The following is a 26,111-nucleotide window of genomic DNA, read 5'->3' on the forward strand; positions in this document are numbered from 1 at the left end:
CTGCTCACCCCCCTCGCCACCCTCGGCACCTGGGCCGCCACCCACGGCAACGCCGTCACCACCACCCAGACCAGCCCCACCACCTGACCCACCCCCAGCCCCCAGCCCGGGTTGGGGGCTGGGGGCCGGGGCCTGGGCCAGGGCCGGGGCACAACGCCAAACCGCCACCCGCATCCCGGCCCACACCCGGATGCGGACACCCCCTGGGCACACCACCGACAAGCCCATCCGCCGCCGGTCCCCGCCGCCTTTCGCGGGCGGCCGGCGGAACCGGCCAAGCCCCGCTCAGCTCGGAAGTGAAGGCTCCGAAAGAGGAGACGTCGCTCATCCGCTACGCCGTCGAGCAAGCGGTAGAGACCACGCTCGCCCGCTATGCCCCCGATCGATCAGCCTGATCCGAAGCTAGAATTCGTAGCCGCTCCAGCGCCGGAGGGGCCCGCGGAGACGCGACCGTGCGGGTCGTCGCTGTCGGTAAACGATCGAATGACGACAGGGGCGGCGGGCGTCCAATGAACCCAGTGATTCCGGGGCCCGACGGCGGCTCCGATCCAATGAGATCCGATGACGGATGACGACAGGGTCAGATGACACCCAAGGGTCCGATGCGGCGGCAGAAGCGGGGAAACAGCGTGGCCAATCTCGTCTACAAGCGGGTGTCGACCGATCAACAGTCCACCGCCCGCCAGGACCTCGTCCTCGCCGAGGCCGGGATCGAGAACCCTGCCGTCTTCGAGGAGGACCCGGGCACCTCCAGCCGCCTCCGCCCGCTCCAGCGCCCGAAGTTCGGCGAACTGCTCACCTATGCGCGGCCGGGCGACACCGTGCACATCTCCGAGATGTTCCGCCTCGTGCGCGGCAACCAGCACATCCTCGACGTCCTCGAAGTCCTGCACCGCGACCAGCTCGCCCTGCGCATCCACGACGGCGCGTTCTCCGCCATGGACCTCACCGCCCGCCACCCGCGCACCGGCGAGCTGCTGTCCACCGTGAAGTTCATGGTCCAGACCCTCGCCGCCGCCGGCGAACTCCAACGTGACCTTCAGCGTGAGCTGATCTACGACGGACTGCGCGCCGCCGAGGCCAAGGGCAACAAGGGCGGACGCCGATGTGCGCACCGCCTTCCTGGAAGGCCAGTCCATCGCCGCCCTGGCCCGCGAGCACAACGTCAGCCGCGGCGCCGTACGCACCGCCGTCGACGACCTCCTGCCGGAGCGCGTCGCCGCGGCGGAGAAGACGCCGGCGCCGGAGCTGCCGGTCACCCTCGACATGCCGGGCAAGGTGGCCGACTTCCTCCGGAGCTCCGGGCTGGACGACGTCGAGCGAGCCGCGCTCGACCAGGGCGTGACCGTACGGCGCGGCCAGGGCTACACCACCCTGCGCGTCACCGCCGTCCCCTCCGTGCACCGCCAGTTCCTCACCCGCTGCCAGCCGCTCGACGGCGGCCACGACCTCCCCGCGATCCCGGCGCAGCGCAAGGTGCACCGCGAGTACGAGAACCGGGTCAGCGCCCTTACGCCCTGAACACCGCCACCAACCAGGCATCCCGCTGGCTCTTCCCCGGCCGCCGAGCCGGCCAGCCAGCCCGCCCCGACCACCTCTCCGCGCTCCTGGGCGAGATCGGCATCCCAGTCGCCGCCGCCCGCGGCGCCGCCGTCAGACAGCAACTCCTCGAACTGCCCGCCCCCGTCGTCGCGGACGCACTCGGCTACCACGACAAGACCACCAGCCGACTCCTCCGAGAGACCGGCGGGACCTGGAGCCGATACGCCGCAGGCGACCACACCCGGTCACCAACGGGCTGGGCTCCCCGGGGAACCCACGGCAGTTGAATGCGCGAGCCCACCAGTACCGAGGCCGTTCAAGCCCTCGGCGGAGGCCATCGCCGACCGGGCGAGCAAGCCGCACCGCCACCGGGCCCCGTCGCTGCCGGTGCGGGGGCCAGCGGACGAGAAGGACGTGAGTGACGTTCCGGTTCCGAATAGGGTGACGCCGTGCCTCAACGTTCTGGTCAGCCGCCTCTCCCATCCCGCCAGCAACTTGCCAGCCTGCGGGACTTCGTCCATGGAAGGACCTACTCGGCCGCCTCGGTCGCCATCCGGCTCGACGGCGCTCCGCCGCATGCCGAGGGGTCACCCCTGAACGACGTGAGCAAGGTCGCAAATGCCCTGTACGAGGTCGTGAACACTCTCGGCAGGCCGGTGCTCGACGCGGTGCATTCCGGGCAGCCGAACGACGAGGCGTGCGACTCGTGGATTGCGCTCTTGTTGATCGCCCAGCACTGGCGGGACTCACCTGATCTACCAGCAGACCTGAAAGCCCTGGTCGATGGCGCGCTTCCTCTCTGACGCACCTCGCCCGGTCAGACCCCAGAAGGCTGTCACGTTCAGTAGCAATGACGGAACGAGGTGGGCCAACTCGCGACGGTTGAATACGCCAGTATCGACCCCCAGCTTCGCCGCCCTGCCCGCCATCGCGCTCGCCACCGTGCTGTTCCCCGCGCTGGTGTCCGTCGTCACCCCGCAGGCGAAATGACGCATCGGGCCCCGGCCCACCGTCGGCCGCTGCCGGTACCCGGCTGCTGGTGACAGGCCTCCTCGGGGCAACGCCCCCACCCGCCCTCCCTTCCCGCTCCGGGAGGGAGGGCGGGTTCTTTACCCGGTTCTTTCTATAGGGCGTCAGCACCACCGGACGCCGGTCGACCGGCGTCCGGTACGACCTGCGCGGACGCGGCGCGCCGAGCCCGCGAACGCGCAGGTCGGGGCCGCCGCCTCGGGCAGGACCTCCGCAACCCAAAGACGATGCCGAGCGAGCTGCGCGGCTGACGGCATCGGAGCCCGCCATCCGCAGCCGTTCCCCCGCTCCGGGTGGCTCCCCTGCCCGGCAGGACGGGGCGCCGTCCTGCCGGTGCGCGGGCCGAAGGGCCCGGGCGCTCAGGTTCTGACGGGTTTGCCCGTCGAGACCAGCAGGAGGACGGACGAGCCCGGTGCCACCGGTTCTGCGCCGCCCCGGGGGGCACTGCTGATCACCTGCCCGGCGGGAGCGTTCCAGTCCGTGTGCCGCATGATCGTGCAGCTCAGTCCGAGTCCGCGCAGCAGGCTTCCGGCCTGTTCGACCGGCATGCCGGCCAGGTCCGGCAGCGCGATGCCCGCTCCCGCGGTCTGCTCCTGCTCCTGTGTCGGAGTCGCATCGGCGCTTCCGCTCTTGGGGGTGCCGGTGGCGAGCGGGGTGCACGCCCCGTTCGCCGGTGGGGACAGGGACAGGGAGGCGCCGGGCGCGGGCGGCACGGGCTTCAGCGCGAAGAACCCCACCGTGGCGCACGCCAGCACGCAGCACGCCGCAGCGGTGCCGAGGAGCGCCCGGCGGGTGCGGCTGCGGCTGACGACTCGCTCGATCGCGGCCGCGTCGACGACCGGCGCCGTCGGCCCGTCGGCGAAGGAGGCCACCGCGGCACGCAGCTCGTCTTCGAGGCCCGGCTCGAACGGGGCGGCTCCGGACGACGTGTTCCTCACTTCGTACCTCCGAAAGCGGCCGACGGGGTGTGCGGCGCCTGGGCGCCCGATACGGAATCGCGCAGTTTGGCCAGGCCGCGGGCGAGCTGGGACCTCACCGCACTCGAGGAGATGTCCAGGACGTCGGCGACCTGCCGGGCGTCCAGATCGTGCAGGTAGTACAGGACCACCACGCTGCGCATGCCCATCGGCAGCCCGAGCAGTGCCTCGATCAGTTCCGCGCGCAGATCCACCTGCCCGAGCCGGTCCCGGGGGTCGGCCGTCTCGGGCACCCCCGACAGCCCGGGGCGCTCGCCCAGGCGCGACAGCCGCCGCCAGCGGTCGTTGGCCAGGTTGACCAGCACTTTGCGCACGTACGCCTCCGGCGAGTCCGCCACCTCGACCTTCCGCCAGTGTCGGCACGCCCGCTCCAGTGCCTCCTGCACCAGATCCTCGGCCACGTGCACGTCACCAGTCAGCGCATACGCGGTGCGGAACAACGCTCCCGACCGCTGTGCGACGAACTCCGTGAATCCGTTGCCCGGACCGCTCCTGCGAAACCTCACCCGCCGACCTCCTCTCCTCGTCCCATCCCGATCACTGCCCCCATGACGGCGGAACGGGGCCGGGTGCTGCACCGAGCCGCCGGCAGTGACGTGAATCACAGCTGGGACGGAAGGGTGTCCCAGGACCTCGCGCCGCGGCGTCCTGCCCCGCCAGGACCGCCAGCTCCTTCTCTTCCAACGCTGGCTGGCCGTACGGCTCGCGGCGACCACGGACCCCGAACACGAGCAGTTCCTGCGGCACTTCGCCCACTGGCACCAGCTCCGCAAGCTGCGCGTCAAGGCCGACACCGGCCCGCTGAGCGTCAGCACCGCCAGCAGACCACCGCCAGCAGACCACCCAGGCCGGCGCCTTCCTCACCTGGCTCACCCACCGAGGCAGCACGCCGGCAACGGCAACCCAGGCCGATCTCGACGCCTGGCACACCGAGCACTACGCCACCCGCCGCGCGGCGCAACCCTTCCTGCGCTGGTGCATGGACACGCAGCGCATGCCGCGCCTGGCCATCCCCTACCAGGCGACGGCCAACCCACTACCGCTGGGCCAGCACCAGCGGTTGACCGCCCTCCGTTGCGTCCTCGGCAACGAAACCGCGCCGCTGGGGGTCCGGGTCGCCGCCAGTCTCGTCCTGCTGTTCGCCCAGCCCCTCACCCGCGTCGTCCGCCTGACGACCGGCGACGTCCTGGACGACGGCCAGCAGGTCCACCTCCGACTCGGAGACCCGCCCTCGCCCCTGCCCGAGCCTGTCGCCGCTCTCGTTCGCGGCTACCTTCGCTCACTCCCGGCCCACGCACCGGCGGTGAACCTATCCACCCCGCTGGCTCTTCCCCGGCCGCCGCCCAGGCCAGCCGATGAACCCGAACAGCTTGCTCGGCCCCCTCCGTGACCTTGGTGTCCCGGCCCAGCGAGCACGCACCTCCGCCATCCGGCATCTCGTCCTCCAAGCCCCCGCGCCGGTCATCGCCAAGGCCCTCGGCTACCACGACAAGACCGCCACCAGGCTCGTCACCGAGGTGGCGGCACCTGGAGCCGATACGCCCCCGGCGACCACACACGGTGACAGCACCATCGCCCGGCATCAGGAACACACGACACTTCAACATGCGCGCCTACCAGTCCCGAGGCCGGAGTGGGTGGAAACATCACCGACAAGACCGCGGCAAGGTCCCCCGGGGCCCGTCCCGGGGTGCCGTCCCCCGGGGGTGCGGCCCGCGGCGGGGACGGGACGGGAACGGGCAGTAGGATCGGCGGCGTTGCATCCCGTACACCACCGCTAGGAGGCTTTTCATGGCTCAGGTCACGCTGAAGGGAAACCCGGTGCAGGTCGGTGGCGCGCTGCCCACCGCCGGCAGCCAGGCACCGGCGTTCACGCTCGTCGGCGAAGGACTCGCGGACGTGTCCCTGAAGGACTTCGCGGGCAAGCGCAAGGTCCTGAACATCTTCCCCAGCATCGACACCCCGACCTGCGCGACCTCGGTACGCACCTTCAACACCCAGGCCGCCTCCCTCGACAACACCGTCGTGCTGTGCGTGTCCGCCGACCTGCCGTTCGCCCAGGCCCGGTTCTGCGGCTCCGAAGGCCTGGAGAACGTCAAGACCCTCTCCACCCTGCGCGGCCGGGACTTCCACGACACCTACGGCGTGGCGATCACCGACGGCCCACTGGCCGGCCTGACCGCCCGCGCCGTCGTCGTCCTCGACGAGAACGACACCGTCCTGCACACCGAACTCGTCGCCGAGATCGCCGACGAACCGAACTACGACGCCGCACTCACCGTCCTCAACTGACCCACCCCGCACCACCCCCGACCCGCACCACCCCCTTGCTCCACGACGGCCCGCCCCCTGCCACGACCCCCTTTCCCAAGGACACGGCCCAGGAGACGGGCCGCCGCACACCCACCCCACCACACCCCAGAGGGAAAACCCGCCCCCCCCACGACCCCCCCCACCACCAACCCCCTCCAACCCGCACGGCAAACCCACCCACCACCACCCCCAGCCAAAACACCTTCCCCCGACCAACCATTCACTTTTCGTGAATGGTGAATGACGGGTGCTTTTGTGGTTGATCGGAAACAGGAGTGGTGTTCTATCGTGCGCACCCACCGGAACGCGGCCGGGGCCCGTCAGAAGGGGCCCCCGCCGACGAGCCCGGCCAGCACGCCACCGGACGCTCCCGCGACGGGCTGACCACCGGGATCCACCTGGCAGCGGACGGCCGGTGCCGGCCGCGCATCCGGCCCCTCCTGGCCCTGGTTACCGGGCCTACGCGTCTCGGGCCATCCGTGAGCACCTGCGCAGACGCGGAATCCGGGCGGTGATCCCCCAGCCCGCCGACCAGATCGCCAACCGCAAGCGCTTCTGCCCACAGCAAGCCGGCAGTGTGCCAGACCTCGGCCTGCCGTGGCGCCAAACCTCCTGCCACAGCCACAAACGGGTCAAACCAGTGTCTTCGCGGCTCGATTTACGGCACCATCGAAGCCCATACGCAGGAGCAGTCTCCTGGGGGAAACGCATGACCACCACGCCGCCGAACGCGTCAGATGGATCCAGCCCCGGGGTGACGCCGGGTCAGCCCCCGGCATCGCCGTCATCCACGAACATCCCTGATCCTGGTGCTGTCGCAGGGCCTGTCCTACCACCAACCGCCCAGCCGTTGTCGGCTCCCCCTTCCTCCCCTCCCCCTGTGCCGGCCCCGGCCGCTTCCACGGCAGGGCGCCTTCTGGACGACGTGACCAGCGTGCTCGCTCCGGATGGGGCCGCACACCGTGGCGGCAGGCGTGTCCGGTTCGTCGCCTTGACCGTGGCTGTCGCACTGGTGAGCAGCACCGGAGGATGGTGGCTGGCCCACGAGCTCGACAACATGGGATCGGTCGACACCGCCCGTCATCAGGACGCGGCTCAGCGGGAAGTGGACGGCGCACGACCGCCGATCGACGTCACGGTGACCCAGGATACGTTCGAGGAGTACGACCCCGTCAGCTTCCCGAACACGTGGTACATCGTCCTCGACAAGCCGCTCTCCGCCCAGGCGCAGCAGGCACTGACCGCGATCCCGGTCAACCCGCGCGACTTCCGAGAACACGTCCGGAAGGTATGGGAGTTGTTGAGGCCGATGGGCGGTCGGCTGCTGACCGACCAGCCCACGCTGGTCCGGGCGCCCGAGCACTTCACGTACAACGGCACTGCCACCTCCTTTCGACTGGGCCTGGAGAGCCGGAAGACGGCTCCCGTCAACATCGACGACATCACCGCCGACGACGTCGACTGCGTTCCCGCCGATGCCGCGACGGTTGTGCGCTACCCCCCGGAGGGGGAGTCCCCCATGAGAAATCTCGCACTGGATCTCTCCGGACGCAGCAAGGTCCTGGTGGTCGAGGACGAGGGCGGCCAACAGGGCAAGCCGTACTTCCAGGGGGCGTCGATCGCCCTGGGCCAGAACCAGACCGGGAGCAACCTCAAGATCGACGCGATCACCAAGAACGAGACCTGCACGTTCAAGCTCAAGGCCGACTACCGCGTTGCCGGCGAGGCCGCGCCCGGCGCTCCACTGGAGATCCTCGCCCAGGGCAAGCCCTTCAAGGCCGAAGGTGTCCCGGCACGCGCCGTCCAGTACTTCGAACGCGGTTACGGGGATGTCCCCTGGTACTGCGCCGGTACGGTCGAACCGGGCATCTGCGACACCGCCGGATGGCTTCAGGAGCACGTCAAGTAGGGCTTGAGCACGCGGCTCGACCCGGACGTGGCACGTGTTGGACGAAGGAGCCGCCCGGTACGCCTCCGCGAGGAGGCGGGCAGGCTCACCGAAGGATATTCCGCATGCGCTCGACTGGCTTCGGGCCCGGTCCCGGACGTCTCGTCCGAGGGCGACGACGGTGTTCCGGCCGACGGCCGTATCGATGTGCAGATCAGGAACGGCCGTTATTCCAGCCACGTCCCGTCGCGCATGATGACTCTGCCCCGTAGTTCCGGCTCGCCACGCCAGGCGCGCACATTCGTCGGCACCACGCGCAGGTACAGGAAGGAACCCTCCTCCGTACGCGGGTCCCAGCCGAACTTGGCGGCGAACGCGTCCGCCGCGTCTCCGGGGACGTCCTGGTCCGGGAAGCACTCCGCCTCACCCTGGAGAAGCACCACGTCGAAGGTGTCGGGCAACGCCAGGCGCACGCGCGGGTCCTCGCGGAGGTTCCGCGCAGTCACGGAAGTGGCACTGGTGCACATCCACACGGCTCGCCCGTCCCACCGGAACCACAGCGGCACCTGGTGCGGCCCGCGCTCTGGATGCGCTGTCGACACCCATACGTCCCGCTCGGAGACGAGCCGTTCCAGAGTGTCGCGCCTACGCTCCGCAGTCTGGCGGCGAACAATTCCCGTGGTCTGCATGAGTGCCGACGTTAGCCAGCAGGTCCGAAGCGCGCATCAGGCGAGGGACCTACTCCCGGTGACCGATGAGCCCCTCGGCCTCCGCATCGGGATCGGCCGGTCGGGGCAGAGTACGCCCTGCGCGGCGAGGGCTGACAGTGCCAGGCCTGACCAGCGCCGACACCGGCGATGCCTTGATGCCCGCACGCCGGCTGCGACAGCGTCGCGAGAAACAGCCGGCAACCTGACGGCGTTTCGGTGTCAGTGCCTGCGAGCACAATGAAGTACCGCCGCCGGCTTGGGGGAAGAACTGGCGCGGCTGATCCCGCGTCCCGCGAGCCCGTCGGTTCGGGTTCGCGGAGAACCGATCGGCCGCTGCCCGTGGTGCACCTCGTGCGGCACGTCATGGGGGGAGCGGTCAGATGGGCTTCATCGTCATTCTTGTCATCGTCCTGATCGTCATCAAGGTCGTCAGCCTGATGCTGCGGAGCGACGACCCGGGCAGGAAATCCCGTCGCAAGCGTGGAGGCGGGGACAGCAGCGGCGGGGGCTGGGGCGACGGTGGGGGCGGAGGTTGCGGCGGCGGAGGCTGCGGAAGTGGTTGTGGCGGAGACTGAGGCGGCTATCGCAGGGCGTCGCCGCATCCGAACCGGCTCGAGTGTGAGGGATGCGGCCACCGATGGACGTCAGCGTCGAGCCCGGATCACCACGGCGCCATGACCAGCTCGCCGATCACCGTCAGGCCGATCCGCGTCGCCAGCCATGGAGCACGTTCGGCCTCGGCCTGCTTGACGTGCACGAACACCGTGTGGTCGGCCGCCGGCTCCTCCAGGTCGACATCCCGGGCATTCGCGCAGACGGTCACGTAGGCGCCCCTGGGACCCCCGGCGCCGAGGCCGATGTCAGGGGCCTCGGGCCAGCCGAGGAAGTCCCACATCGAGGTGACGGGTGTCGGCGAGTTCCAGCGGCCGAGCGGCAACCTGCAGTGCCTCCTCGCGGTCCGCCGTACGCAGGATGGGTTGGGCATAGGAGTTGGACATGACGGGCAGTCTGCCAGGGCTTCGCGCCGGGCCGTACCGGTTAGACGCACGCCCTCGGTGCGGTCCCAGGCCCCACCGAGGGCGTGTCGGCAAAAGGGTCTGAGCGAGGGGGCCGATCCCCCCCCCCGGAACAGACCGAGGCTCTCGCCGATGGTGACGACGTCTGTCATGGAACCGCTCCTGAACCGCGGGTCCGGGAGGCGCTGCGGGAGGCTCCACGCGTGTCTCCCACGCCTCTCGTGCCGCACGCTGTGACCCCGCGTACGACTACAAGGCTCACCCGGAACCGGAGGTCGTGCATCCCCGTGGCAGGCGCTCGCGGGCCCGGACCTGCTCCGTGGGGGACAGTAGCGGGTCGCCGGGCGGTGCGGCCGGGCGTGCCGTCCCCTACGCCAGGTCCTTTCCCATGATCGTGCACATGGTCTCGTACCTGCGGATCGAGCCGTCCGGCGCCTCCTCGTCCCAGGCGTCGGGCTTCCGGTCGAAGGCCGTGTATCCGAGCCGCTCGTACAGCGCACGGGCCCGCGGGTTGTCGTCCTCCACAGCGAGTTCGGCCCGCCGGAGGCCTCGCGCCAGGATGCGGTCCTCGGCCGCCCGGACGAGCAGGGTGCCGAGTCCGCAGGACTGGAGGGCCGGGAGCACGGCGAGCTGCCACAGCGTGCCCGCGCCCGGGGCGGCCCGGTAGTCGACGCCGCCGATCGCCACGGGGAGGCCGGCGGCGGTGCACACGGCGAGGTAGTCCACCTCGCCGGCCTCCGCCCGCACCAACTCCCGTGCGACATGGCGCAGATGGGTCGCGGATCCCGACCAGGTGCAGGACGGCAGGTCGGCGGACGTCAGATCGCGGACGTGGACGGGTACGACGACCTCGGTCGGTTCGACGGGAAGGGAAGTCATGCCTCCATCCCACCAACCCGAGGGCGTTCCCGCGACCGAATTCCACCGTGCGCCGGCGACCGCGCGTGCCCGTGACCGTGTGCGCCCGCGACCGCGTGTTCCGCGCGGCCGACCGTCGGCCGTGCTGATCGCCGCCGCCGACGCGACGTCGGCCCTCACCACCCGAACCCGGCGGCGAGGACCGACGTCACGGCCGGGGCTCAGCCGCCTCCCGGCAGTGTCCGGTCAGGTGGGCCGGCCGTCACCTCTTGGCCGGCGAGCGGACGTAGACGTGCCAGTCGGAGCCCTCACCGCCCGGGACCAGGTTGGGGCTGTTGTCGCCGAACAGCACCGTCCTGCCGTCGTCGGTCACGAACGGTTCGAGGGAGGCGCCGTCCTGCTCCCCGCCGTCGGGGGCCGTGCTGAGGAGTTCGGTGCGCCCTGTCCTGAGGTCCTGCCGGTACAGGTCGTGGCGCGCCTGGCCGGCCCGGATGATCGTGTCGGAGCAGCCGCCGGAGAAGTAGATCCACCGGTCGTCGGCGGTGATGGCCGCCGACGCGTCCCCCCAGCAGATCGCATCCGGGTTGGCGGACGTCCTGATGCTCAGGACCCGGTCCGTCCGGAGGTCGTGGACGAAGAGCTCGGTGCGGGACTTGCCGCCAGGCAGCGGGGTCGCGCTGAGGCCGTACGCGGCGTAGCGGCCGTCGGGGCTGAGGCGCAGGCGCGGGTCCGCCGAGCCGGGCGTCCCGTCGGCGGTGAGGCCCGCGACGACGGTGGTGCCACTGGTCAGGCTGGTGGCATAGACGGTGGTGTAGCGCGGCCGGGCCAGGCCTGCGGTGCCGCCGTCCGTCGCCGGCAGGAGGTTCGTGGCGTGGGAGCTGAAGCCGACCGTCCTGCCGTCCCCGCTGATCGTCGGGTGTTCGGAGGCGCCGTCCGCGGCTTGTCCGTCGGCTCCGCGGCTGACCAGGCGGGTGGCGCCGGTGACGCGGTCGGTGACGTAGACGTTCCGGGTGTTCGGCGCGACGGGTGCCCCCGGCACGACATCGGCGCGGGTCGACATGAAGACGATGCGCCGGCCGTCGGCGCTGATGGCCGGATCGAAGGATCCATGGTCGCCCTCGCCCTCGCCGGACGCGGTTCCGTTGGTGACGGCGCGGGTGCGGCCCGTCACCCGGTCGCGGACGTGGACGTTGAACACCCCGTTCGCCTCGGCGGAGAACACGATGTAGCGACCGTCGCCACTGATCCCGGCCGTCTCGCCGGTCGAGGTCAGCGGGGTACCGTCGTCTGCGTGGCTGACGAGTTCCGTCCGGCCGGTCCGCAGGTCGCGGACGTACAGGCCGAACAGGAGGCTCGCGCCGTCCGGCACCAGGTTCGTCGCGGACGAGCCGAACAGCGCGTACCGGCCGTTGCCGCTGACGCCCAGGGTCACGGAGTGGTTGTTCGCCCGGGCGCCGTCCACGCCGAGGTCGACCTGGGTGATGGGGCCCCACGCCGGCGCGGCCTGGGCAGGTGCGGCGGTGACGGTGACGGCGGCGGCCATGGCGAGCACGCCGGCGGCGTGCGCCAGTCGACGGGCGCGGGTCGTTCTGTTCGTCGGTTGCATGGTGATGTGTCCTCCCCGGGTGGTTGGTCGGGCCCGCTTCTGCTCCCCGTGTCGGCGGGCCCGGGGGAGAGCCAAGCGCCGGTTTCCGCCCGCAGTCAACGGTGCGGGCGGAAACCGATCGAGAATACGCCGTCGGTCAGGGCCCACGGCCCGGGCCGTCAACTCCCGTCCCGTGCGCGGCTCCTGGACGACATCGATGGATGACGCCAGAGGACGGCCGGCCTGATCACCCCCTCCTGCCGCACTGATCCCGGTTCAGGACCCGGCATCCACCCGCCCGTTCCGGCAGCCCGCCCCGTCGGCCCCGGCGTCGACACCCGAGCCTCACCACTCGACCGGCGAGCCGGGCTGCGACTAGATTGTCAGGTTCCCGACACCATGTCGGGGCAGGTCGCAGACCGCCTTCCGGGAGGACGCCCGTGCACCGCACCGCCGCCAGAACCACCACCGCCCTGCTCGCCGCCGTACTGGCCGGGACTGCCCTCGGGGCCGCGCCCGCCTGGAGCCGTCCGGCCGAAGGCCCCCGGGCGGTACACCAGGTGGAGGTGTTCGCCGAGGACGGCGGCATCTCCCGCGCCCAGGCCCCGACCGGCTCCCCCTACCTCGCCGACCGCCCCCAGGGCCTGGCGCCGGTGCGGGGCGACGGCGAGGTGACGGCGCTGGTGCACAACGGCGAGCCGGCCGCCAAGCTGGACGTGGTGGTGATCGGCGACGGCTACACCGCGCAGGAGCAGGAGAAGTTCCGCGCCGACGCGACCGCGAAGTGGCGCGAGCTGACCGCCGTCGAGCCGTACGCCGCCTACCGCGGGCTGTTCAACGTCTGGGCGGTGTCGGCCGTTTCACCCGAGTCGGGGGTGACCGGCGATCCGGACCAGGCGACGGTGCGGCACACCGCGCTGGGCTCGTACTTCTGGTGCGACGGCGTGGAGCGGCTGCTCTGCGTGGACGAGAAGGCGGTCGAGTCGTACGCGGCGAAGGCCCCGCAGGCGGACCTGGTGCTCGTGGTGGCCAACACCACGAAGTACGGCGGCGCCGGCTACAACGACGTCAAGTCCCCGCTCGGCTACGAGGGGATCGCCACCGTGGCGGGCGGCAACGCGAAGTCCGGACAGATCGCGGTGCACGAGATCGGGCACTCGCTGGGCAAACTGGCCGACGAGTACGCGTACGACGGCCAGGGGACGTACCAGGGCGACGAACCCGCCGAGGCCAACATCAGCACGCTGACCGCCGACCGGATGCGGCAGCAGGGCGCCAAGTGGTCGCGCTGGCTGGGCCGGACCTCGCCGGACGGCGGCACGGTCGGCACCTACGAGGGCGGCGGCTACTACCCGGCCGGACTGTACCGGCCCACCGAGAACTCGATCATGCGCTCGCTCGGACGGGAGTTCAACCTGCCCGGACGCGAGGCGATGATCGCGGGCTTCTACCGCCACGCCACGCCGCTCACCAGCTCCACCCCTGCCGGCAGCCGGCTCACCGCGGCGGACCGGCTCACCGTCGAACTCCCGGTGTCCGGCACCCGGCTGCGCTGGTACCTGGACGGGCGGGAGCTGCCCCGGCTGGGCGGCCGCACCGCGCTGGACCTGGCCGAGCTCAAGCTGACCGGTCCCCGCTCCCGGCCGCACCTGCTCACCGCCGTCGCCACCGACCCGACCCCGGCCGTCGCCGACCCGGCGCTGCGCCCGAGGCTGACGGCGAGCCTGTCCTGGACCGTCACGCGATAGCCGGTCCTCCGGCCGGGAAGCCTCGCCCCCGCGCCCGTCGGCCCATCCCACGAAGGGCCGACGGGCGCGGGGTGCCGCCGTCCACTCAGCTGCACCAGCCCGGGCCGGTCCCCCACCAGTCGCCGGAGTTGTAGTCCCGGCCGCCGAAGTAGATGCACTGTCCGGGGGCGTACAGGTAGGCCGTGGCGTAGTAGCTGAAGTTCGCCAGTTCCTCCTGCCTCCCGCTGCCGTCGCCGAAGGTCAGGTAGGCGCCGGTCAGCGTCGGGGTTCCGATCCTGGTGTTCTTGATGGTGGCGACGCAGTTCTTGCCGGTCGACCTGCTGTAGGTCAGGTAGACCGTCGAGGTGCCGCCCGGCAGGTCGAAGGAATGGGTCCTCACCGGAACGCCGCGGGGCGCCGGCGTGTTCTCCGGTCGTCACCTGCGCCCCGGCGATGTCGTGGAGGTCGAGGTCGAGGGGATCGGTGCGCGCCGCAACCGGGTGGCGGCCGCCCCCGATGCCACGAGTGCCGCTCTCCCCACGGGCGTGGGGAGACCGGCACCGTGAGCCGGGCCCGCTACGGCAGCGGGATGCGCACCACCTGAGGGTCGTGGTCGCTGAGCTGGGCGGCGAACTCGCTGTTGATGTGGACGATGTCGTAGGCGTACGACGTGGCCGCCAGCGAGCGGGAGATCAGGATGTGGTCCAGCACCTGCGAGTTGCCCTCGTACACGTAGGTGTAGCGCTCGGGCAGCGGCAGGGTGCGCGGCAGGTCGGTGAGCGAGCCGCCGGCCGTGAGGATGTCGGCGGTCTGGGAGAACTCGAAGTCGTTGAGGTCGCCGAGCACGATGACCGAGGCGTTCGGGTCCACGGCCAGGATCTGGTCGGTGAAGCCCTTCACCACCGTCGCCTGGGCGTGCCGCTGGCTCTCCGAGGGGTGGGTCGGCTGCTGGTAGCGGCCGAAGAGGGGCTGGTCGCCGCCCTTGGAGTTGAAGTGGTTGGCGATCACGAAGACCGGCTTGCCGTTCCAGCGGAACTCACCGGCCAGCGGCTTGCGGCTGGCGTTGAACGCCGCGTTGCCCGGGTCGATCCGCCCGGGCGAGTACGCCAGCTGCGGCGTGCCGCCCGCGTTCACCACGGAGTCGGCGGTGGTGGAGCCGGCGCCGGGGCGGTCGGTGAAGGAGAGGCCGCGGTCGGTGCGGAACAGGAACACCTGGCGGATGTTGCCGCCGGGCTGGCCGCCGTCCTGGTCGTTCACCGGGTCGATCGCGCGGTAGGAGTAGGCGGGGCCGCCGGCCGCGGTGATGGCCGCGGTGAGCTTGGCCAGGGTCTGGGTCGCGCTGACCGTGCCGTCGTCGGTGGCGCCGGTGTTGTCCTGGATCTCCTCCAGGGCCACCAGGTCGGGCGAGCGCAGGTTGGTGACGATGCCCGCCGCGAGGCCGTCGAACTTGCTCTGCGGGTCGGACGGGGCGAGGTTCTCCACGTTGAAGGTGGCCGCGGCGAGCTGGCCGGCCGTCGGCGCGGCGGTGACCTCGGGGGCGATGCCGCCGGAGGTGACCGCCGGGGTCGCCGTGACCTGGAGGGTGAAGTTGCCGAAGGCGTAGTCGAGTACGCCGACGGTGGCTCCGGTCAGGGTGTCGCCGACGTTGGCGGTCGGGGTGGGCGCGAGTGCCTTCCCGAGGACGACCCGCTCCGGGTTGCCGTCGTTCGCCTGGAGCAGGATGCCGCCCCGGTTGGTACGGGTGGTGCTGCCCTGCGGGACGACCGGGACCTCGCCGAACTTGTTGGTCGGGCCGACCACGGCCGCGTTGTCGATCTCGACCCGCATGCCCTCCAGGGACTCCCAGAAGTCCAGGCCGTCGGTGGCGGGCTGGAAGTTCCCCGCGGTCTCGACGTCCCCGGAGGTGACGCTGGAGATGACCGCGGACGGGGGTATCCGCCCGCCCGGGCCGACCAGGGTCGCGGCGGGCAGCGGCGCGTTGTGGGCGACCACCGTGACGGCGGGCCCGGTCAGTTCGGTGATCGACAGGTTGGTGGTGCCGCCGGTGCCGCCCGGGCGGTACTGGCTGACGGTGGCGCTCACCGTCACCGAGTCGCCGACCGCGACCGAGGGCGCGCCCGCGGTGTAGACGTAGACGCCCTCGCTGGTGCCGGGGTCGTTGTCGGGCTGCGGGTCCTGGTACCAGAAGCCGTTGGGGCCGACGGCCGTCACCACGCCGGGCACGGCACTGACCGCGCTGCCGGCCAGCGGGGAGGTGCGCGCGGCGCCCTGGATGTCGTGGATGCGGGTGCCGCCGGGATTGCCGCCCCCGCCGGTGAAGGAGGAGTTCCGCGGCGTGGGCGCGGTGACCGCGAAGTCCGCCGCGTTGTCGTCGGTGTCGGTGGCGCCGCCGCCCGCGCGCAGGGCGGCGGTGGCGTTCGCCAGGTTGCCGGTCGGCGAGCCCTCGGCGGAGCTCGCGCCGCTGCCGTAGCCGACGAGGTCCTTCACCCCGGACTGGCCCGCGCAGCCCGAAGCACAGGTCAGCGCCGTGCCGTTGGTGACGAGGGCGACCTTGCCCGAGGTCGCGGACATCGCGATCGTGCCGGTGGCGTCCGGCGTCGGCAGCGCGGTGCCCGCACCCGCCCCGGCGGCCTCCTGGACGAGGAGGTAGTGGCCGGGCGCGATCGTCCCGGAGAGGGCGGTCTTCGACCAACTGGCGCCGGCCGCCGAGGCGTACTGCACCGTCCAGCCAGTGACGGACACCGGGGTGGTGCCGCGGTTGTACAGCTCGACGAAGTCGTTGGCGTACGGGGCACCGGAGTTGCCGCCACCGCCGTACACCTGGCTGATCACGATGTCGGGCGACACCGCCTGTGCCACGCCGCCGGGCAGCGCGACCAGCGCCGCCACCACGGCCGCGGCGGAGGCCGCCGCCAGCGTCCGGCGCCGCACGCGCGGCACGCTCGGGGTGATCCGGGGATTCGGGGTGCTCCGCATGAGGCTTCCTCCTGACCGCCGTCCGGCTCGCGGCCCGGCGGTGTGACCACGGATGGGAAAGGTTCGGCGCTGAGGTTGTAGCAGTGCCACCAGATCCCTACCGTTCGCTTCGGGCAACGGCCAGAGGTACGGCGGAAGAACGTTTCTACGCGCGACAAGTGGGAGGCCGTGCTCCGCATGACCGCACGCGGTGTCGGCGGCAGGGCCCGGCCTGCCGGGGCGCCCCCCGGGGGCGAGTCAGCACCACCAACACCTCGCTGTGGCAAGGCACTTGAACGACAGAGCCCGGGTCCGGCAGCACCCCCGCCGCCGGACCCGGGCCGGTCCGCGTCACCGCGCTCGGCACTCCGCCGGGGTTCAGTCCGGTCGCCGTTGCACCGGCGCCGCCAGGGGCGGGCGCCGGCGCAGGGGTGCCAGTTCGCGCTCCAGGGTCCGGACGTCCAGCGCTATCCGCGTCGCGATCTCGCGCGGACCGGTGCCCAGGGGCAGCCGGCGCGACCAGGAGCGCGGCTTGGCCGGGCCGTCCTGGACCATGTCGAAGTTGAGCCGCACCGCGTCGGCGGCGTCGGCCAGGCTCACCAGGATCCTGGTGTCCGCGAGGTCGATGCTGACCTCGTTCCCGATGCACGAGCAGGCCACCAGGCCCTCGATGTCCTCCTCCGCCAGGTACCTGGCCAGGGGTACCGCCCTTCCCCGGACCAGAAACGGACGTTCCACCGGAGTCACCGGAACCGCCTCCTCCCCCAGCAGTCGTACGGAGCCTCGGCCGCGGCGCAAACGCGCCGCAACAGACCGGGCCCGGCCCATGCTCCACCACATCCGCGTGGATAGCCAACGGGGTGTCCGAACTGGCCAATTGGGCGAACGCACCGACCCGGCGCACCGGCGCACGCCCCAGCGCACCGCCCTCGCCGGACGGCCTGGCGGCAGGGGCGTCCCGCACCGGACGGGACGGCGCGAGTGCCCGCCCGCACGACGCGGACGGGCACAGCGGTGGTGCGCGGTCCCGCCGGCCCCGGAGCCCGCCGGGGCTCGGCGGGCGGCCGGGACCCAGCGGCTGCCACGGCCGCGCTCGGCCACGAGGCCCCGCCGGAGTGCTCGAACGCGCTTGCACCCCGAGGTCAGTCGCACGATTGGAAACGTATCGAATTCCTGCTCGCACCTACTTGACTGATCATCAGACTTCTTGCCCATAGGGAGATTGTCCGTGCACGTGCTCCCGATCCATGGATAGCATCTGAATTCCATTCTGTTCGAGCGCTAATCGCCTGGGAGGGGCGGCGCCGGACAGACCGACAGGAGTCTTCACAATGCGCGTGTCCAAGCACGTCCACCCCGTCAGCAACCGCCCGACCGCGGCCGACGTAGCCCTGCCACCGGCGCTGCCCTACCCCGACGGCTGGTCCGCACTCGCCTTCTCCGCCGAGCTCAGGCCCGGCGCCGTCCTGACCCGCCGGCTCGCGGGCGAGGACGTCGTGCTCTACCGGCTGCGCAACGGCCGCCTGCGCGCGATCCGCCCGTACTGTCCGCACCTGGGCGCCCACCTCGGCCTGGCCTCGGTCGAGGGCAACGACCTGGTCTGTCCCTTCCACCGGTTCGCCTTCGACGCCGACGGCCGCTGCGTGCGCACCGGGTACGGCAGCACCCCGCCGCCCAAGGCCGCGCTGGCGCAGCTGCCGGTGCGCGAGGTGAACGAGGCGGTCTTCGTCTGGCGCCACCACGACGGCCGGGAGCCGGACTGGGAGATCCCCGCCTGGCACCGGCTCGGCGACGGGCGGCAGCCGCTGCGCTACGCCTCCTTCGAGATGCCCGGCTACGCCCAGGACGTCATGGAGAACTCCTTCGACCTGGGTCACTTCGTCACCCTGCACGGCTGGCCGGAGGGCGAGTTGGCGGCACCGGTGGAATTCGACGGGACCAGCTTCCACATCTCGATGCTCGTCCGGGAGACCTTCCCGCTGCTCGGGATGCGCGAGGTCCACGTCGAGGTGGACGGGTACGGCCTCACCGCCCTGCACACCGACGTGCACACGCCCTCGCTGGGCCTGGAGATCTGCTCGCTGGTGATGGCCACCCAGGTCGCCCCCGGCCGGATGCAGCTGCGACAGGCGGGCCGCTTCGTGCTGAACGAGCCCGCCGGGCTGCCGCCGGCCCTCGCCCGGGCGGTCAGCCGGTCGGTGACCAGGCTGCTGGCGGGCTTCATGTTCAAGCGCAACCTGGAGTTCACCTCGGCGGACTTCCCGATCTGGTCCACCAAGCGGTACGTGTCGCCGCCCCGGCTCGCCCCGGGCGACGGGCCGATCGGCGCGATGCGGCACTGGGCCCGGCAGTTCTATCCGCAGGACCACCAGGCGCACCTGCCCGGGCCGGGACCGCTCGCCGACCGCAACGGGCAGGACGCGCCCGCGCCCAGCGGGGTCTCCCAGGGCTGAGCCGGCTCTGCCTCCCGCCGCCTGAACCCGTCTGGATCCATCCGGACCCGCCTCTCGACCCGCCCCTGATCCGGCCCCTGATCCGCGCCGACGGCCCGGACCGGAACCGGGCGTCCCGGCGGTACCGTCTGCGTGGAGTACGGACGGGCGGGGCGGGGCGAGGGGAGTCGGCGTGGAGGCACTGGGGGACGGGGATCCGCGGCAGGTGGGCGAGTACCGCCTGCTGCGGAGACTCGGCGCGGGCGGGATGGGCCGGGTGTACCTGGGCCGGACGGCGGGCGGCCGTACCGTGGCGGTCAAGCTGGTGCACGAGCAGTACGCGGCGGACCGGGAGTTCCGGATCCGGTTCCGCAACGAGGTGGCCGCGGCCCGGCGGGTCGGCGGGCGGTGGACGGCCCCGGTGCTGGACGCGGACACCGAGGGCGCCCAGCCCTGGGTGGCCACCGGGTACGTCGCCGGGCCCTCGCTGGCCATCGCGGTACGGGAGTTCGGCCCGCTGCCCGTCGCCGCCGTCCGCTCGCTCGGGGTGGGGCTCGCCGAGGCCCTGCACGCCATGCACGCCCAGGGGCTGGTGCACCGGGACGTCAAGCCGTCCAACGTGCTGCTGGCGCTGGACGGACCGCGCCTGATCGACTTCGGGATCACCCGGGCACTGGACACGACGACCGCGCTCACGCGGTCCGGCTTCGTGGCCGGCTCCCCCGGCTACCTCTCCCCCGAGCAGGCCGGGGGCCGCGGCACCGGGCCCGCCTCGGACGTCTTCTCGCTGGGCGCGGTGCTCGCCCACGCGGCCACCGGCACCGCGCCGTTCGGCTCGGGGGTGAGCGCGGCCGTGCTGCTCTACCGGGCGCTCCACGAGGAACCCGAACTCGACATACCCGACCGGGAGTTGCACGCCCTGGTGACGGACTGCCTGGCCAAGGACCCGGACCGCCGCCCCACTCCGGCGCAGCTGCGCGAGCGGCTGACGACCACCGATCCGGCGGCGGGCGAGCGGCTGGAGCGGCGGGGCTGGCTGCCACCCGCGATCGCCGCCGCGCTGGCCGCGCTCGCGGTGGAGCTGCTGGACCTGGACGGCGAGTCCCCCGCCCGGCCCGCCGGGCCCACCGGGCGGTTCGGCCCGGCGGAGCCGTGGCCCGCCGGGCCGCCGATCCCGGGCACGCCGACGCCGTACCCGTCACCGCAGCCCCCGCCGTACCCCTTGCCGTACCCGCACGCACCGCACTCGGCGACGCAGCCGCGGCCCGCCCGCAACCGGCCCGGTCCCGGCACGCTGCTGCTCATCGCCGTCCTGGCCGTCGCCATGGCGGGCACGGCGGTGTTCCTCGCCACCCGCGACGACGACACCCCCTCCGGCGGCTCCGGAAGCACCTCGCCCACCGCCGGCTCCGGCTCCGCCTCCCCGACCCCGGACGGCGAGGTCCCGGACGCCTTCCTCGGCTCCTGGCAGGGCACCCTGGGCAGCCAGCAGACCCTGCTCAAGCCGGACTTCTCGATCACCATCGCCCAGGGCCGGGCCGACGACCCGGTCGCCCAGATCCACAACAACGAGGGGGCCGGGACCCGCTACTGCGACGCGACCGCCAACCTGGTCCAGGCCACCGCCGACCGGGTGGTCCTGCGCACCGCCCCGATGAACTCGCTCAGCGGCTGCGCCCCCGTCCCGTACGACCAGGTGTACACCCGCAATCCGGACGGCAGCCTGCACCTGCTGGTCGGCGGCTTCTCGGGCGATCTGCGGAAGAAGTAGCCCCGCTCCCCCACTCATCGCAGGACGGCCCCAACTCCCTTGGACTGTCACACCGTTCGGCTCTGCCGGGAATCCCTCACCAGAACACCCGGAACCGCGCTCGACGCGCACTTGAGGAATCAGGCCCCCGGCTCCGCAGCCGGGCCGCCGCCTGGGGAGCGGGCGAGAGCAGCGCGCTCCAGGCGGCCTGGGCGCTGCTGCTGTACCGCGCCGAGCAGTCGGACCGGCCCCGCAGCCCCAACGGCGCGGTGCGGGTCGGCTTCGCGGTGACGGTCTCCGGTCGGGGCATCCCGCTGGACGGCATCGACCGGCTGCCCGGCGCCCTGCGCAACCCGCTGCCGATCTCCGTCCGGGTGCACCCGGGCACCACCGTGCCGCAGCTGCTCGCGGCGCTGCGCGACGGGGTGCTCGACCTCGCCGGGTACGAGTGGGTCTCCCCCGGCCAGGCCCACCGCTGGACGCCCGGCGCGCGCGGGCAGCGGCCGAACAGCCTGGTCGTGCTGGAGCACCGGTCCGCCGGTACGCACCAGCTGCGGCTGGAGACCGACCTGGCCGCGCACGGCATCCACGTGGAGAGCCCCGTCCCGGCCGGCACCTTCACCTCGTACCCCATCACGCTCGCCGCCCACTACGACACCACCGGCGGGCTGGTCCTCACCAGCACCCACGACCGGGCCCTGCTCGCCGACCGCGACGCCGTCGAACTCCTCAACCAGAGCGCCCACTTGCTGCGCTGCTTCCCCGACCTGCCGAGCGGTCTCGGCACCACCGAACTGCTGCGCTCCACGCTCGCCGGGCAGCCCGCACCCCGGCTGGGCGCACCGGTCGGTACCGCGGAGCCCCCGGAGCCGGCCGGGCCCGCGGTGCGGCTGGACGTGCTGCGCGGAGCCGGCCGGCCGGGCGCCGGCTGGGTCCTGCTGCTGCCCCCGGCCGGCGACCCGCACCCGCGCCACCCGGGCGCCGCCCGCGGCCGGCCGGGCCCGCAGGCCCTCGGGGTGCTGCGCCCGGCCGTGCCGGCCCCGCCCCCTGCCGCGTACCGCCCGGTACTCGGCCCGCTGCTGGAGTCCCGCGCGCCGATCGCCCTGGTCGCGCCGCCGGGGCTCGGGATCACCGCGTACGAGATCGCCCGGCTGGGGGCTCCGGCGCAGCCGCCGCTGATGGTGCTGCTCGACGAGGAGGGCGACCTGGCGACGGTGGCCGGCCTGCTGGCGGGGCTTCCGCGCCGTCGCTGAGGCCTGACCCGGAGCCGGAACCGGAGCCCGAGCGAGCCTGAGCCGAAGCCTGAGCGAGCCTGAGCCGGCCGACAGTAGGGTGGCGTCCGTGGCCCGATTCGTCCTGACCCGCCGTTCGCCGCTGCCGCCCGCCGAGTGCTGGCAGCGGCTGACCGCCTGGCCCCGGCACGGGGATCGGGTGCCGTTCACCCGGGTCTCGGTGGCCCGGGGCACCGGCCGGGAGACGGGTGACCTCGTCCTGGCCAGGACGGTCCTCGGGCCGCTGCGCGTCGACGACCCGATGGAGATCACCGAGCTGGTCGCCCCCGGCCCCGGCCGGGACGGACGGTGCCTGCTGGTCAAGCGCGGCCGCCCGGTGCGGGGTTGGGCCGAGCTGCGGGTCCGGGCGGTGGGCGGCGGCAGCGCGGCGGTCTGGACGGAGGAGCTGACGGTCGCCGGGCTGCCCCGGCCGCTCGACCCCCTGCTCGATCCCGTCCTCGCCCGGGCGGGGCGCCTGGTCTTCGGCCGGGTCCTGGAGCACCTCCTGCGGCCGTAGCCCGAACCGGCCTCCACCCGAACCCCGGGACACCTGGCCCCCGACGCGGACGGTCGCGGCCGTGGATCGGGCACCGGGCACCGGGCACCGGCCGTACGGGAATTCGTGGACGTGCCCCCTCCCGCCACGACCCCGTCCCGCCCTCCCCGGCCCGCACGGACCGCCTGCCGGGAACGGGTCAGCCGGGAAGGCGCGGCCCCGCGCCGAGCGGTACGCCGAGGCGCTCGGACTGGGCGACCGAGGCGGGTGAATCCTGGCTCCGGGCCGCCTCCGTCGGGATCCGCGGAGCCGTGGCCGGCCCGCCCGGGGCCGGGGTGTAACCGGGCAGGTGAACGGTGCCCCAGGTGTACGGGTCGGCCTGGGCGCTGCCGAACGGGGACCAGGCCAGACGGCTCCCGCCGGTCCTGTCGGTGGTGTCGGAGTCGTACACGAGGACGTTCGCGGTCATCCGCTCGGGATCGACGGCGGCCGGCAGGTCCGACAGCGGGATCCGCACCTCGACGGTGTAGCCGCGGTAGGGATCGGTGACCCGGGAGGCGACGGTCAGCCCGGGGGCTGTGCCGGCGGCCGGGCCCTGGTGGTTGTCGGCGTCGCGCTCCGCGCAGGGCCCACCGCCGTTCGCCGTGAACGGCAGGACGCCGGCCTTGAACGTGGTCGAGGTGTCGTCGGAGTCGCCGCGCGGATCGATGCCGATCTCGACGGCGTCGGTGCGCCAGTGCCGCTTGCAGTCGTTCAGGGCGTCCAGGGCGCTGCCCATCCGGTCGTCGGTGACCTGGACGAGCACGTACAGGTCGTCGCCGTGGCGGGAGAGCCGGGCGGTCGCGGAGCAGTCGGCGGGGGCGCAGTCCTGGCCCGCCCAGTGCCGCAGCGGGAGTTCGGGCCCGGGGTACTCCCCGGGGCCGGCGGTGCCGTCGACGACGGGCGGGCGGTCGAGTGCCGGAGCGTCGGTCGCGGGAGCGGCGGGGTAGCCGGGCTGGGCGTCGTCGGCCAGCCAGGGCATCTCCACCCGCCGGGTCCAGTCGCGGAACTCGGCGTACAGCGGCCTCAGCCCGGCCTGGTCCCGGACGGGGGCGGGGACCGGTTCGCCGGCCCGGGCGAGGACGGTGAACCACTCGCACGGCAGCTGCCCGGGCGGGGTGTCGACGGTGGCGGGCAGCGAGCCGAGACCCTGGGTCAGGTACCTGCGGGCGGCGTTGCGCTCGATCTGGGCGAAGGTCTCGCCCGAGGAGCCGGAGCGCGCGCCGGTCCACACCCCCTCCACGGGGAGCCCCGTGTGCGGATCGGTCAGCCGGGCGCTGGCGCAGGACGGTCCGACGGGCCCGTCGAAACCCCAGTTCTGGGCCAGCAGCCGGGAGGGCCGCCACGGCCGGTACCCCTCGTCGGTGATCTGCTCGGGGAACGCCGTCGGATCGCCGGCGAGCCGGAACGCCTCGACGGCCAGCCGGGCGGCCTCCTGGTGCCCGCCGTGCTGGTCGAAGGGACGCGGGTCCATCGTCACCACGGTGGCCGGGGTGGTCGCCCGGAGGAGGCGGACGATCCGCGCGAGCGTGTCGGCGGGCTGTTCGGGCACCCCGTTCCAGACGGAGGAGACCAGCGGCGCGGAGAGGGTGTACCAGAAGTCCGGCTTGTCGAGGTAGAAGACGTTGTCGATCCCGGCGAGGCCGACGGCCTCCCGTTCCTCCGTCTCACGGATCAGGCCGAGCCGGGCGCCCTCCTCCGGCCCGACGGCGTTCCCGCCGCCCTCGCCCCGGGTGATGGTCACCACCCCGGTGCTCCGCCCGCTTCGCTCCCGCCACCGGGCGAAGGTGGCCAGCGACTGGAACTCGTCGTCCGGGTGGGCCCCGATGAACAGGACGTCGGTGTGGGCCGGGTCCCGTCCGGCCGGTGCCACGGCACCGGCGGCAGAGCGGGGCGCCGCGCCGTCGGCAGGCACGGCGAAGGCGCAGGCCGTGGCCGCGGCGACGAGGACGGCCGGCCAGCTCCGCCGTACCAGGTTCTGGATCACGGTGCGTGCGTTCCCTTCCGTGCGGCTGTCGCGAGGTGACCGGCGCCCACGGCTTCCCTCGCCTTCTGGTGCCGCCGCACGGCGGCTCGGGCGCGATCCATGCTAGGGATGCCCAGTCGCGGCGGAGTGACACCAGGCCCGGGCAGCGGGCCGGCAGGACCCCGGCGGGGCGGCCGTGCCGCCCGGCCCCGTGCGGAGCCGGAGCGGCACGCCCCCCGCCCGGCGGCCTCACCGGTGGGTGATCAGGCCGGATCCAGGTAGTAGAGGTCCGGCTTGCTGTCCTGAACCACCTGGGCGATCTCGTTGCTGTGGTTCGAGGAGGCGACCCATGTGCCGGAAACCTGGGCCTGGATCGCGAACAGGTTGCTGCCCGCCACCTTCGACTGGTTCTTGGGGCGCACCAGGGCGCGCCCGACCGGAGCGCGGGTCAGCAGCGCCCTCCGCCGAGCATGATCCGCGCGATCAGCTCCTGCCGGCTGCCCACCCCGGTCTTGGTGAACACCGACTTCAGGTGGTCCTGCACCGTGTACGGCGTCATCGCGAGCAGCCGGGACACGTCCCTGGTGTCGCTGCCGCGCACCAGCAGCAACGCCACCTCCCGCTCACGGGCGGTCAGCCCGTACGCGGCCAGGTAGAGCGGCATCACCTCGGCCGGCGAGGCGGGCGAGGCCACCACCGTCACCGCGTCCCGCGCCTCGCCGCCGCGCAGGGCCGCGCCGTGCAGCAGGTACCAGCGGTCGTCCCTGGCCCACACCCGCACCGGCAGCTGCGGTACGACCAGCCCGTGCGCCGTCCGGCGGGCGTGCTCGGCGGCCATCGCCACGCTGGTCGGGACGGTGAGCGAGCTCGGGGTGGGATCGGCCAGCCGGGCGAGCAGGTCCTCGGCCGGCCCGGACAGGGCCTGCAACCGGTTGCGCCGGTCGAGCACCAGCACCGCGGGCCCCTGGTCCGCCCCGTCCGGGGCACCGCTCGCGGACCCGCCCGGCGCGTGGCACGCCCTCAGCGCGTTGCCCAGGTGCCGTGCGGCGACGTCGGCGAGCTCGCGGTGGCGCGCCAGGTACGGGCCGCGGTCCGGGGCCCGCAGGAACGCCGCGCACCCCCACATGCCGCCCGCCGCGTCGAACACCGCTCGCAGCTCGTCCCCGAACCCGGCGGGCGCGACCTGCTCCCTGAACCGCACGCTCTCCTCCAGCCGCCCCCGGCTCGCCCGGCTCAGCGTCTCGGCGTGCACCCCGCTGCGCCGGATCTTGGGAAAGGTCGCCAGATCGTCCGCCCACACCTCCAGCCGCACGGCGTGCTCGAACCCGTCGAGAGTGAGGTCCTCACTCTGCACCGAGTTCACCAGCCCGGTCGCCGGATCCGCGGTGTGCCAGCACACCGCGTCGAACTCCAGGACCGGGCGCAGCAGTTCGTCCGCCCGCCGGAAGACCTCCGGCGCCGTCAGCCCCGCCCCCGCGAGCTCCCGCATCCCCTCGATCGCCGACCGCGCCGCCACCCCACGAGCCCCACGTCGTCCCATGCGGGGAAGCTAGCATG

24 protein-coding genes and 2 pseudogenes are annotated in these 26,111 nt (G+C 73.0%); 13 read left to right on the forward strand and 13 right to left on the reverse strand.

The features are described 5' to 3' along the window. Positions 1-602 precede the first annotated feature (602 nt). From ACIQOW_RS08700 to ACIQOW_RS08710, 3 genes and pseudogenes are all read left to right on the forward strand, one after another. A pseudogene (locus ACIQOW_RS08700) lies at positions 603-1,031 on the forward strand (recombinase family protein); the annotation flags it as partial. Positions 1,032-1,107: 76 nt separating this feature from the next. Beyond that, positions 1,108-1,521 carry a resolvase gene (locus tag ACIQOW_RS08705; RefSeq protein ID WP_401081415.1) on the forward strand — a complete coding sequence of 138 codons (414 nt, stop codon included), beginning with the start codon at positions 1,108-1,110 and terminating at the stop codon, positions 1,519-1,521. A gap of 470 nt (positions 1,522-1,991) precedes the next feature. Then, entirely contained in the window at positions 1,992-2,345 is a 354-nt protein-coding gene (locus ACIQOW_RS08710) for a hypothetical protein (protein ID WP_401081418.1), read from the forward strand. Positions 2,346-2,930: 585 nt separating this feature from the next. On the opposite strand, the gene ACIQOW_RS08715 is transcribed toward ACIQOW_RS08710, so the two are convergent. The 3 genes from ACIQOW_RS08715 to ACIQOW_RS08725 all read right to left on the reverse strand — a co-directional run bounded on the left by ACIQOW_RS08715 (position 2,931) and on the right by ACIQOW_RS08725 (position 4,758). Beyond that, positions 2,931-3,509 carry a PASTA domain-containing protein gene (locus tag ACIQOW_RS08715; protein WP_401081421.1) on the reverse strand — a complete coding sequence of 193 codons (579 nt, stop codon included), beginning with the start codon at positions 3,507-3,509 and terminating at the stop codon, positions 2,931-2,933. Beyond that, on the reverse strand, positions 3,506-4,054 hold the full coding sequence (locus ACIQOW_RS08720) for a SigE family RNA polymerase sigma factor (protein ID WP_401081424.1): 549 nt from the start codon (positions 4,052-4,054) through the stop codon (positions 3,506-3,508). The genes ACIQOW_RS08715 and ACIQOW_RS08720 overlap by 4 nt, the downstream gene beginning before the upstream one ends. Positions 4,055-4,584: 530 nt before the next feature. Then, a complete protein-coding gene (locus tag ACIQOW_RS08725; protein ID WP_401081427.1) occupies positions 4,585-4,758 on the reverse strand; it encodes a hypothetical protein in 174 nt (57 codons plus the stop codon). Between the two features lie 581 nt (positions 4,759-5,339). Here ACIQOW_RS08725 and tpx point away from each other — a divergent pair. From tpx to ACIQOW_RS08740, 3 genes and pseudogenes are all read left to right on the forward strand, one after another. Beyond that, positions 5,340-5,840 carry a thiol peroxidase gene (gene tpx / locus ACIQOW_RS08730; RefSeq protein ID WP_401081430.1) on the forward strand — a complete coding sequence of 167 codons (501 nt, stop codon included), beginning with the start codon at positions 5,340-5,342 and terminating at the stop codon, positions 5,838-5,840. 383 nt (positions 5,841-6,223) lie between these two features. After that, positions 6,224-6,414 (forward strand): annotated as a pseudogene (locus tag ACIQOW_RS08735) (IS5/IS1182 family transposase); the annotation flags it as partial. Between the two features lie 372 nt (positions 6,415-6,786). Then, positions 6,787-7,770 (forward strand): hypothetical protein, encoded by a 984-nt coding sequence (locus ACIQOW_RS08740; RefSeq protein ID WP_401082900.1) that lies wholly within the window; start codon positions 6,787-6,789, stop codon positions 7,768-7,770. Positions 7,771-7,976: 206 nt separating this feature from the next. Here the strand turns inward: ACIQOW_RS08740 and ACIQOW_RS08745 are convergent, their stop codons facing one another. Further along, positions 7,977-8,438: a pyridoxamine 5'-phosphate oxidase family protein gene (locus ACIQOW_RS08745; protein WP_401081433.1), complete on the reverse strand. Its 462-nt coding sequence runs from the start codon at positions 8,436-8,438 to the stop codon at positions 7,977-7,979. A gap of 401 nt (positions 8,439-8,839) precedes the next feature. Here ACIQOW_RS08745 and ACIQOW_RS08750 point away from each other — a divergent pair, with 401 nt between their 5' ends. Next, complete coding sequence (locus ACIQOW_RS08750) at positions 8,840-9,034, forward strand: hypothetical protein (RefSeq protein ID WP_401081436.1); 195 nt, start codon at positions 8,840-8,842, stop codon at positions 9,032-9,034. 86 nt (positions 9,035-9,120) lie between these two features. Here the strand turns inward: ACIQOW_RS08750 and ACIQOW_RS08755 are convergent, their stop codons facing one another. From ACIQOW_RS08755 to ACIQOW_RS08765, 3 genes are all read right to left on the reverse strand, one after another. After that, the gene (locus tag ACIQOW_RS08755; RefSeq protein ID WP_401081439.1) at positions 9,121-9,396 is read right to left on the reverse strand and encodes a hypothetical protein; all 276 of its coding nucleotides are present in this window, start codon (positions 9,394-9,396) and stop codon (positions 9,121-9,123) included. Between the two features lie 448 nt (positions 9,397-9,844). Next, positions 9,845-10,354 (reverse strand): GNAT family N-acetyltransferase, encoded by a 510-nt coding sequence (locus tag ACIQOW_RS08760; RefSeq protein WP_401081443.1) that lies wholly within the window; start codon positions 10,352-10,354, stop codon positions 9,845-9,847. Positions 10,355-10,595: 241 nt separating this feature from the next. Continuing rightward, positions 10,596-11,939, reverse strand: a complete 1,344-nt coding sequence (locus ACIQOW_RS08765) for a hypothetical protein (RefSeq protein WP_401081446.1) — start codon at positions 11,937-11,939, stop codon at positions 10,596-10,598. Between the two features lie 419 nt (positions 11,940-12,358). Between ACIQOW_RS08765 and ACIQOW_RS08770 the strand changes: the two genes are divergently transcribed. Next, on the forward strand, positions 12,359-13,666 hold the full coding sequence (locus ACIQOW_RS08770; protein WP_401081449.1) for a M64 family metallopeptidase: 1,308 nt from the start codon (positions 12,359-12,361) through the stop codon (positions 13,664-13,666). An 85-nt stretch (positions 13,667-13,751) separates the two neighbouring features. Here the strand turns inward: ACIQOW_RS08770 and ACIQOW_RS08775 are convergent, their stop codons facing one another. Continuing rightward, on the reverse strand, positions 13,752-14,045 hold the full coding sequence (locus tag ACIQOW_RS08775; RefSeq protein WP_401081452.1) for a hypothetical protein: 294 nt from the start codon (positions 14,043-14,045) through the stop codon (positions 13,752-13,754). Between the two features lie 22 nt (positions 14,046-14,067). Between ACIQOW_RS08775 and ACIQOW_RS08780 the strand changes: the two genes are divergently transcribed. Further along, positions 14,068-14,211, forward strand: coding sequence for a hypothetical protein (locus tag ACIQOW_RS08780; protein WP_401081455.1), 144 nt, complete (start codon positions 14,068-14,070; stop codon positions 14,209-14,211). Positions 14,212-14,221: 10 nt separating this feature from the next. On the opposite strand, the gene ACIQOW_RS08785 is transcribed toward ACIQOW_RS08780, so the two are convergent. Next, complete coding sequence (locus tag ACIQOW_RS08785) at positions 14,222-16,621, reverse strand: lamin tail domain-containing protein (protein ID WP_401081458.1); 2,400 nt, start codon at positions 16,619-16,621, stop codon at positions 14,222-14,224. Between the two features lie 357 nt (positions 16,622-16,978). Continuing rightward, the gene (locus ACIQOW_RS08790; RefSeq protein ID WP_188298949.1) at positions 16,979-17,338 is read right to left on the reverse strand and encodes a hypothetical protein; all 360 of its coding nucleotides are present in this window, start codon (positions 17,336-17,338) and stop codon (positions 16,979-16,981) included. 593 nt (positions 17,339-17,931) lie between these two features. Between ACIQOW_RS08790 and ACIQOW_RS08795 the strand changes: the two genes are divergently transcribed. From ACIQOW_RS08795 to ACIQOW_RS08810, 4 genes are all read left to right on the forward strand, one after another. Continuing rightward, complete coding sequence (locus ACIQOW_RS08795) at positions 17,932-19,053, forward strand: Rieske 2Fe-2S domain-containing protein (protein ID WP_401081461.1); 1,122 nt, start codon at positions 17,932-17,934, stop codon at positions 19,051-19,053. Positions 19,054-19,225: 172 nt separating this feature from the next. Then, positions 19,226-20,803, forward strand: a complete 1,578-nt coding sequence (locus ACIQOW_RS08800) for a serine/threonine-protein kinase (protein WP_401081464.1) — start codon at positions 19,226-19,228, stop codon at positions 20,801-20,803. A 266-nt stretch (positions 20,804-21,069) separates the two neighbouring features. Next, positions 21,070-22,035, forward strand: a complete 966-nt coding sequence (locus ACIQOW_RS08805; protein ID WP_401081467.1) for a hypothetical protein — start codon at positions 21,070-21,072, stop codon at positions 22,033-22,035. Between the two features lie 88 nt (positions 22,036-22,123). Next, positions 22,124-22,570 (forward strand): SRPBCC family protein, encoded by a 447-nt coding sequence (locus tag ACIQOW_RS08810; protein ID WP_401081470.1) that lies wholly within the window; start codon positions 22,124-22,126, stop codon positions 22,568-22,570. Positions 22,571-22,748: 178 nt separating this feature from the next. On the opposite strand, the gene ACIQOW_RS08815 is transcribed toward ACIQOW_RS08810, so the two are convergent. The 3 genes from ACIQOW_RS08815 to ACIQOW_RS08825 all read right to left on the reverse strand — a co-directional run bounded on the left by ACIQOW_RS08815 (position 22,749) and on the right by ACIQOW_RS08825 (position 26,094). Next, complete coding sequence (locus tag ACIQOW_RS08815; RefSeq protein WP_401081473.1) at positions 22,749-24,575, reverse strand: sugar-binding protein; 1,827 nt, start codon at positions 24,573-24,575, stop codon at positions 22,749-22,751. 242 nt (positions 24,576-24,817) lie between these two features. Continuing rightward, the gene (locus ACIQOW_RS08820) at positions 24,818-24,976 is read right to left on the reverse strand and encodes a hypothetical protein (protein ID WP_401081476.1); all 159 of its coding nucleotides are present in this window, start codon (positions 24,974-24,976) and stop codon (positions 24,818-24,820) included. A gap of 26 nt (positions 24,977-25,002) precedes the next feature. Then, the gene (locus ACIQOW_RS08825; protein ID WP_401081479.1) at positions 25,003-26,094 is read right to left on the reverse strand and encodes a LuxR C-terminal-related transcriptional regulator; all 1,092 of its coding nucleotides are present in this window, start codon (positions 26,092-26,094) and stop codon (positions 25,003-25,005) included. Between the last annotated feature and the right edge of the window lie 17 nt (positions 26,095-26,111).

The organism is Kitasatospora sp. NPDC091335 (genome assembly GCF_044757205.1).
Classification (GTDB): Bacteria; Actinomycetota; Actinomycetes; order Streptomycetales; family Streptomycetaceae; genus Kitasatospora.